The 8,219-nt window shown below is 36.4% G+C and carries 9 protein-coding genes; 8 read left to right on the forward strand and 1 reads right to left on the reverse strand.

The genetic code is table 11. The annotated features are described in order from the left end of the window. Positions 1–150 precede the first annotated feature (150 nt). Positions 151–1,290, reverse strand: coding sequence for a carboxynorspermidine decarboxylase (nspC, locus tag FZ949_RS04250; protein WP_103579704.1), 1,140 nt, complete (start codon positions 1,288–1,290; stop codon positions 151–153). Between the two features lie 84 nt (positions 1,291–1,374). Here nspC and FZ949_RS04255 point away from each other — a divergent pair, with 84 nt between their 5' ends. The 8 genes from FZ949_RS04255 (at position 1,375) to FZ949_RS04290 (ending at position 8,158) form a co-directional block, all read left to right on the forward strand. Continuing rightward, positions 1,375–1,596 (forward strand): MoaD/ThiS family protein, encoded by a 222-nt coding sequence (locus FZ949_RS04255; RefSeq protein ID WP_002941462.1) that lies wholly within the window; start codon positions 1,375–1,377, stop codon positions 1,594–1,596. 1 nt (position 1,597) lies between these two features. Continuing rightward, positions 1,598–2,032: a molybdopterin synthase catalytic subunit gene (locus tag FZ949_RS04260; protein WP_148790165.1), complete on the forward strand. Its 435-nt coding sequence runs from the start codon at positions 1,598–1,600 to the stop codon at positions 2,030–2,032. An 11-nt stretch (positions 2,033–2,043) separates the two neighbouring features. Beyond that, positions 2,044–2,505 carry a molybdate transport repressor gene (locus FZ949_RS04265; protein ID WP_148790166.1) on the forward strand — a complete coding sequence of 154 codons (462 nt, stop codon included), beginning with the start codon at positions 2,044–2,046 and terminating at the stop codon, positions 2,503–2,505. A gap of 240 nt (positions 2,506–2,745) precedes the next feature. Continuing rightward, positions 2,746–4,599 carry a TonB-dependent receptor domain-containing protein gene (locus FZ949_RS04270; protein ID WP_103579708.1) on the forward strand — a complete coding sequence of 618 codons (1,854 nt, stop codon included), beginning with the start codon at positions 2,746–2,748 and terminating at the stop codon, positions 4,597–4,599. Positions 4,600–4,610: 11 nt separating this feature from the next. After that, complete coding sequence (locus FZ949_RS04275; RefSeq protein ID WP_103579709.1) at positions 4,611–5,576, forward strand: ABC transporter substrate-binding protein; 966 nt, start codon at positions 4,611–4,613, stop codon at positions 5,574–5,576. After that, the gene (locus tag FZ949_RS04280; RefSeq protein ID WP_054196111.1) at positions 5,573–6,370 is read left to right on the forward strand and encodes an ABC transporter permease; all 798 of its coding nucleotides are present in this window, start codon (positions 5,573–5,575) and stop codon (positions 6,368–6,370) included. The genes FZ949_RS04275 and FZ949_RS04280 overlap by 4 nt, the downstream gene beginning before the upstream one ends. Beyond that, positions 6,370–7,059 (forward strand): ABC transporter ATP-binding protein, encoded by a 690-nt coding sequence (locus tag FZ949_RS04285; RefSeq protein ID WP_103579765.1) that lies wholly within the window; start codon positions 6,370–6,372, stop codon positions 7,057–7,059. Before FZ949_RS04280 ends, FZ949_RS04285 begins: the two co-directional genes overlap by 1 nt. Then, on the forward strand, positions 7,052–8,158 hold the full coding sequence (locus FZ949_RS04290; RefSeq protein WP_103579766.1) for an NnrS family protein: 1,107 nt from the start codon (positions 7,052–7,054) through the stop codon (positions 8,156–8,158). The genes FZ949_RS04285 and FZ949_RS04290 overlap by 8 nt, the downstream gene beginning before the upstream one ends. Positions 8,159–8,219 lie beyond the last annotated feature (61 nt).

Consider the following 8,219-nt stretch of genomic DNA (forward strand, 5'->3'; position numbering starts at 1 on the left):
CTAAATTTAATAAGTTTAAATTTTGAAAACGAAAATAGCTTCAAGATAAATTTTTAAATTTATGCAGCTCAAAGCCATTTTGGCAAAATTTACAAGCCAGATAAATTTGACCTAAATTTAAAAGCCAAATTTACCTTCAGAAAACTCAGCCTAGTTTCTGCGCTTATACTCTTCATATCCAAATTCACGGATCATTTTAACCTCGCCATTTTCTTTTAAAAGCACTAAATCAGGCAACTTAATGCCGTTAAATGTTGTATTTTTTACGATGGTGTAGTGGATTTGATCTTCAAATATGACGCGATCATTAATTTTTAGCTCACTATCAAATTTATACTCTGCATCGCCCGCTTCAAGCCCTACTATATCGCCAGCTAGGCAGGTATTACCGCCAAATCTATAAGCAAATTTACCATTTTTACTCTCACCTCTAACGGCTGGGCGGTAAGGCATGAGCACAGTATCAGGCATGTGCGCCTCGGCTGAGGTGTCAAGGATGGCGATATCTTTTTCGTTATGCACGATGTCAAGCACGCTACTTATCAAAAAGCCAGTCTGCCAGCCCACAGCCTCACCAGGCTCCAGATAGATCTCTACGTCGTACTTCTCGTGAAAGCGCCTAACTATTTTTATAAGTAGCTCCACGTCATAATCAGCCCTCGTGATGTGGTGGCCGCCGCCCATATTTATCCACTTCATCTTTGGGATAAACTCGCCAAATTTCTCCTCAAACGCCTCCAGTACGACCTGCAAGCTGCTCGCACTCTCCTCGCAAAGCGCGTGAAAATGAAGCCCAGTGATACCATCAAGAAGCTCTGGCTTAAAATTTGCTCTCGTGATGCCAAGCCTGCTAAATTTACCGCATGGGTTGTAGCTATCAGTTGGTGCAAGTGAGACCTCTGGATTGACCCGCAGGCCGCAGATGACGCCGTTTTGAAGGGCAATGTCTTTAAATTTTTGCCACTGAGCAAAAGAGTTAAACGTGATGTGTTTTGAAATTTTTAAAATTTCATCAAAGTCCTCATCTTTAAAGGCTGGGCTATACGTGTGGATCTCGCCTTTTACGTATTCACTTGCAAATTTTGCCTCATGAAGCCCGCTGCAAGTAGCTCCATCAAGATATGAGCCAACCATATCCATCACTCCACTAAATGCAAAACCTTTAAGTGCAACTAAAATTTTAGCTCCACTTTGCTCTTTTACATACTTTAAAAGCTCTAAATTTTTACGAACTTTTGCCTCTTCGCAGACGTAGGCTGGGGTTTTTATGTTTTTTAAAATTTCGTTCATTTTCTTTCTCTTTTGCAAATTTTCAAATAAGTATATCTAAATTTATTTTTAAGTAAAATCAGCAAAAATTTCAAAGGATAAAATGTGGTAGAGATCGAATTTCTTGGGCCTATCGGGCTTGAGAGTATAAAAGTAGAAGCAAAAAATTTAGGCGAGGTAAAAGCAGCTTTAAGCGAGAAAGAAGAGCTTAAAAAGTGGCTAAATATCTGCGCTGTAGCTGTAAATGACGAGATCGTAAGCGATATAAATTTCGCTCTTAAATCAGGCGATAAAATTTCTATATTGCCACCAGTTTGTGGGGGCTAAGATGCAAATTTATAATGGAAGCTTGGATGTTCAAAGCATCACAAACGAGTGGTATGAACGCTTTAAGGATAAAAACTGCGGCGCGCTCATCACTTTTGTAGGCATAGTAAGAGAAGAGGGCGGTATTTCGGCACTTAGCTTTGATATCTATGAGCCGATCCTTAAAAAATGGCTAGATACTTGGCAAGAGCGAGCCAAAAAAGAAAATGCCTACGTGCTCTTTGCTCACTCAAAAGGCGACGTGCCAGTGCATACGAGCTCTTATGTAGCAGGTGTTGTTAGCCCTCAAAGAAAGGTCGCGCTAAGGCTTATAAACGAGTTTGTCGAGGACTTTAAGGCAAATGCGCCGATCTGGAAATATGACGTGATAAATGGCGAGAGAATTTATGCAAAAGAGCGCAGCCAAGCGATAAATGGTGCTGGAATTTTAGCTTAAAAGGAAAAATGATGATAACAAAAGAGAGTAAAAAAGATGTTTTTTGGGCGCTAGCCTTTGGGCTTGGACTTTTTATATTTAGCATCATTGGTTACTTTTATCTAGCTCTTGGTGCAGTGTCTCTCTTTGGCATTATCATTGGTGCTCTCTCAGCGTTCTTTTGTGTTAGAAAAATTTTTCAAAACAACTTTTTAAGTATTGAAGATGATGGATTTATCATCACAAAAGGCTCAAAAAGTATAAAATTTTACTTTAAAGATATCGACGAAATCGCCATTAAAAGTTTTGGCGATAAGAAAAAAGTTGAAACATTAAGCGTAAAATTTAAGAAAAACCGTCTTGATAGAGATGCTTGCTTTGGGTTAGTGCAACCACTAGGTGATGATTTGATCATCATTTTTGATAAATATAAACTCTCAAAATTTACCATTTCAAAAGAGCTAAGAGATAGGCTTAATAATTTTAGAGCATAATTAAATCAACCTATGATTTAAAATTTTATATAACAATTATCAAAATTTTATACATTTTTCACATTAAATTTACACCATTTAGTTACTCTTGCAAAAATAAAATCAAGCATTTTATCTACAATAAGCTCGTAATTATGGATTAAAAATTTAAAGGATGACTTACATCAACTTTTATAAAGGGTTTTGCTACTACAATTCTGATAAAAGAAATCATAATTATATCTTTAAAAAGGAGTTTACATGAGGCCCATTTTAAGCCTAGCAGTTCTTTCATCACTGCTTCTAGCAAATGAAGCAAATTTAGACATTATAAAGCCTATTAGAGAATTTGCTCCGCCGCCAGTCATCACGCCAAACGTTGCACAAAGCGCCTTTGTGGAAAATCAATTTGACCGCACTCAAAGAAGCGAATATCCATTTGTTACAAATTTGCTTGATAACTCAGCTGATATGTTTCATATCTCAGCTGGAATGTATGGCAAAAGCTTTTACAATTCATCGCTTTTTAAATATCGTGGCTCAAATTTTTACACCATCTTAAATGCAAATTTCACCAAAGCAAATAATTATAAAGACGGAAGTGGCAAAAAATGGAACTATGGCTACAATAGACAAGGTCAAAGCGCTATCTTAGGTTTTGTGCCAAATGATCTTAGCGAGCTTAGGCTTACGTTTTTAAGGGATAATATTGATAAAGATAAGCAGCCGGAGCACGAGATGGACGCTTTTAAAACGACAAGAAAAGTCGGCAAGCTAAATATTAGATTAGGCGAAGAAGATCTTTCAAATACGCTAAATTTTGAGCTTGCTACAAAAAAGGTTGAGCGAAAAGCTGATAATTTTCATCTAAGAGATACCACTCAAAATGTGAAAGTGGATTTAAAGAGAAATATATTTGAGGCAAATTTAAAGTATGACGCTGACTTTGCAAGCTTTCACAATCAAATAGGCGCTGGCTTTGAAAAAGATAAACATGACGGCAAAAGATACATGAAACAAGGCAACAACTGGGTCTTTAACGGATACAGATTTGCTGATGTTAGAAATGATAAATTTATGCTCTTTGACACACTTGCTTATAAATTTAATGAAGCAAACGAAGCCTCTCTTGCCTTAAGATATGAGGAGCAAAAAAGTAAGCTTAATGGACTTGATACTAAATTTTTTGCACCAAATCCAGCCATTAGCACGACTCGCGGACTACTTCGCCAAATTTATGGTGAGGACGTAAGCGATAAGATCAAAAAAGACGCTTTTAGTGCAAGCCTAAAATATAAATTTACACCAAACGACAAGGATAGCTACTTTGCAAAGCTTGAGAGCTTATCTCGCTTGCCAAGCAATATGGAGCGTTTTAACGCACTTTATGGTGCAGACGATAAAGGCTGGATAGCAAATCCGAATTTAGAGCCAGAAAGACACAATAGAGCGGTTCTTGGCTTTAAATTTGGTAGCGAGTTTTATAAAGAATACCTAAACTCACTTCAAAACAAAGATGCATTTAGCTTTGGAGGACATTTCATCGCTGATAGCGTTAAAAATTTGATTATTTTTGATAGACGCCACTCAAAAGCTGCCATGCCTCTAATAAACAAAAACGCAGTCATCTCAAGAAACGTTGATGCAACGCTTTATAGTGTAAATTTCAATACAGAGTATAGCTTTGCAAGGCACTTTGGCTTAAAAAGCTCACTTTACTACAACTACGGACAAAACAAAACCGATGGCAGGCCGCTTTATCAAATAAGGCCTTTTGAGGCAAATTTTGCATTTGACTACAAAGACTATGCAAGCTTTGGCAGCTATAATCTTGGCACCGCACTAAGGCTAGTTTCAAAGCAAACTAGAGGCGATTTTAGCAAGCAAAATGGCTTAGGCATCGATAAAAAAGAGGCTGCAAAAGGATTTGGTTTGCTCGATCTTTATGGCGGCATAGAGTTTAAAAATAAAGTTGGCATAAGATTTGGCGTAGCAAATTTATTTGACAAAGATTATGCAGAATTTATCAGCGGCGATCATGTAGCAGCACTTGATCCAGTAGTCGTTCATGCCCCTGGCAGAACATTTTTCATTAGCTTTCACAGCAGTTTTTAAAGGAGAAAAAGATGTTAGATAGAAGAAAATTTTTAGGACTTAGCACGGCTTTAGGCGTTAGCGCATTTGCACCAAATTTATTTGCAAAAGAGAGCTTTACTATGTGGGGCGCACCAGCGATCCCAAGCGTTATCATGGCAGTTGCTGCATTGCAAGGCGAGTTAAATAAAACTTATGATGTAAGTCTAAATATCTGGAAAACACCAGATCAGCTTCGTGCAGGCGTGGCTAGTGGAGATATCAAAGTCACGATGTCACCATCAAATGTCGCTGCAAATTTAAGAAATCAAGGGCTTGATTTTGCGATGTTAAATTTACTGACTCTTGGCGTAATGAACGCTATGGTTAAGGACGAAAAGATCAAAAATTTAGAGGATTTTGTAGGCAAAAAGCTTATCATGCCATTTAGAGGCGACATGCCTGATCTTGTTTTAAGAGCGCTTTGCAAGAAGAGAGGCATAGATGTTAGCAAGATAGACATTACATATACAGCAACGCCACCTGAGGCTTTGCTTTTATTTTTACAAAAAGATTTTGACATTTTAATAGTTCCACAACCTCTTGGCGAAGCGACTATTTTGCGTGGTAAAAAAGCAGGCGTTAGCGTGCATTATTCAGTTGATTTTCCAAAAATTTGGGGCGAGAGTTTTGGTACAAAACCGATAATCCCAATGGCTGGCATTATCGTAGAAAGAGGCTTTTACGAGAAAAACTTAAATCTATTTGACACGCTTCATAGTGATCTTAAAAATGCACTTTCATGGATACTTGAAAACAAGCAAAGTGCAGCAAAGATAGGCTCAAGCTACTTGCCAGCTCCAGAAGTAGCACTTGCAAATGCTTTTGATAAGGCAAATCTAACAGTAACAAAAGCAAATGAACTACAAAATGAGATCATGGCATTTTTTGAAGAAATTTATCAGTTTAATCCAAAATTTCTAGGTGGCAAGATGCCAGATAAAGGTCTATTTTTATGATACTAATTGATGGCATCAAAAAAGATCGCTCAAGCTTTTTAAAAATAATTGACTATTTTTGGGGTGGATTTAGCGGATTTGCCGTAGTTTTTTTGATCTTAGCCATTTGGCAAGTGGGAAGCGAGTTTAGCTCCCCACTCTTACTTCCGCCACCAAAAGATGTATTTTTAAAAGCCTGTGAAATTTTAAAAGATTATAAAAACAGCGAGATAAACATAACGCTTTGCAGATCACTGATCGGAGTTTGCTCGGCAACATTTTTTGGTATATTTTTAGGGCTAATAGCAGGTAGTTTTAAAAGTTTTGCAGCCTTTTTAAAGCCTGTTATCACCTTGCTTTTATCAATGCCACCAATTATTTGGATAGTACTTGCTATTTTTTGGTTTGGATTTGGAAATTTTAGCACCGTTTTTACTATCTTTATAACCGTTTTACCACTTACTTTTGCAAGTTCAGCAGTTGCTATGAGTAGCGTAGATGAGGAGCTAAAAGAGATGTTTGACGCTTATAATCTAGGAATTTTAAAAAAAATAAGACACCTTTACATCCCACATCTTACGAGCTACATAATAAGCTCTATTAGCGTAGCTGTCGCAATGGGCGTAAAGATAGTGATAATGGCTGAGTTACTTGGCGCAAATAACGGCATGGGAGCAAAGATAGCAAATGCAAGAGCAATGCTTGAAACAACCGAGGTAATGGCGTATGTTCTTTTAAGTATCACTCTTATCATGCTTTTTGAATACCTCATCATCGAGCCACTAAAAATAGCTCTGATGCCTTGGAGAAGATGATGCTTGAACTTAAAAATGTAGAGTATGAAATTTTAAGAGATAAGGTCGTAAGGAATTTTAGTCTAAATGTAAAAGGTGGCGAGGTAGTGACGCTTTTTGGGCCATCAGGATGTGGCAAGACGACGATACTTCGGCTTATTAGCGGACTAAATGAGCCTAGAAAAGGAAAAATTTTTAATAGCTTTAAAAAGACTACATATTTTTTTCAAGAAAATCGCCTACTTACATGGAAAAATACTCTTGAAAATGTGCTTTTAGTTATGGATAAACCAGACATTAACACTGTTTTAGAGCTTTTTAAAAAGGTTGGATTAAGTCAAAAGGATACTTTAAAATACCCAAGTGAGCTAAGCGGCGGCATGAGACAAAGGGTCGCTTTCGTAAGAGCGGTTGTAACAAAGCCTGATCTACTTTTGATGGATGAGCCTTTTTCTGGACTTGATTATGATATGAAAGAAATTTTAATTGAAATTATTGGCCAAAGAGTAAGTGAAGGTATGAGTGTGGTTCTTGTCACACACGATAGAATGGAAGCTGTAAAGATGTCAAATAGAATTTATTTCTTATCAAGTAAAGGTGCAGTCATACAAAGAGAACTTGAAATAGACAAAGATTTCAAAGAGCGCGATTTTACGTTTATTAGCAAGATGATAGATGAAAATTTCAAAGGGCAAATCTATTATGATTAATAACTTTTTTACTCATCCTATGAGGATATTTTTCTTAATGAGTGCCGCCTGTGCGGTGCTTGGTGCTAGTGTGTTTTTTACTCCAACTGATTTTGTGAGCTTGCATAAATTTATATTTTTGCAACTTTTCTTAGCACTTGCTTATGCTGGATTTTTGCTAACTGGACTAACTGATTGGACAAATTTTCAAGCATCTCTAAAAATACACGCCTATATATTATTTTCACTCTTTTTTATAAGTTTTATCTTGGCATTTTTTAGTCTATTTTTAGCACACTGCCTTATCGCTCTTTTTTGGCTTTACTTGGTTTTGCTTTGCCTTTATATGATCTGGCAGGATAAAAACGATGATCAATTTGGCGTACTTGGCTTTTTGTTTGGCATTTTAGGCTTTGAAATTTATTATCTAATAAGCGGCAACGAAAAATTTCTAAATTTACAAGTTTTTATTCACATAATCGCTATCTTACTCATCTCTTACCGCGTTAGTGTCGTGCTTGGAAAAGAAGCGTTAAAAAGAGAAAAAGGCATGGATGAAGCTGTTTTTGTGCCAAATTTTATCTATAAAAATATCGCTATTTGCTGCGTTTGTGCCTTTTTACTTTTAAATATATTTTTTGAAGCAAGCTTAGGTGTCTATTATGCTGCGATAGCTTGTGGAAGTGCGGTACTTGCAAAGCTTAAAGAATGGCATTATAAAGAGCTTTTTAGGCATAGTTTTGTGCTTTTATACTATTTTATGCAGCTATTTTTAGCGATTGGATTTTTAGGGATCGGCTTTAGCGGTATTTTTGAACTCCATCTTGAAACAAATTTTATGCATCTAATAGCGATAAATGCGGTAATTTTTAGCGTGATGCTTATATTTAATGTCGCAGGACTTCGTCATAGTGGACAAGAACTTGAGTTTTTACGCCTTAGTAGAATTGCTTTTATTTTAGTTCTTTTAGCTGGCATTAGTAGAGGAATTTTGGCTTATTTTTGGAGTGGCTTTTATATTCATTTACCAGCAACACTCATAATAATTGCTTTTGTTTTTTGGCTCATAAATTTTTATGTGATCTTTAGAGATAACGATTTTAGCGATGATCCAGAGTAAAAAGATATTAAAAATTTATTCATTAATTAAAAAGAGTTTTTAAGTCTTTTTTGAAGTAAGT

The organism is Campylobacter concisus (assembly GCF_902460545.1).
GTDB lineage: Bacteria > Campylobacterota > Campylobacteria > Campylobacterales > Campylobacteraceae > Campylobacter_A > Campylobacter_A concisus_AE.